1 pseudogene is annotated in these 227 nt (G+C 69.6%); it reads left to right on the top strand.

Going from position 1 to position 227, the window contains the following annotated elements:
- Window positions 1–227 (top strand): annotated as a pseudogene (locus OP79_RS55090) (IS5/IS1182 family transposase); the annotation flags it as partial.

Here is a 227-nt window from a genome sequence, read left to right as displayed (position 1 = left end):
CCGGCTGCACCGCGTCCTCCTGGACGAGCCCGGCGCCCGCGGCGAGCTGGACCGGTCGCGGTGCGCCATCGACTCCGTCAGCCTCAGGGCTGTAAAAAAAGGGGGCCACCGACCGGACCGAATCCGACCGACCGCGGCAGGAACGGATCGAAGATCCACCTGATTACGGGCCGGAACGGGCTGCCTCTGTCGCCGGGTATCTCCGGCGCCGACCTGCACGACAGTCT

The organism is Streptomyces yerevanensis (assembly GCF_000716805.1).
Classification (GTDB): domain Bacteria; phylum Actinomycetota; class Actinomycetes; order Streptomycetales; family Streptomycetaceae; genus Streptomyces; species Streptomyces flaveus.
Note: the sequence above shows the minus strand (reverse complement) of the source record. Positions and strands in the feature narration are given on the sequence as shown.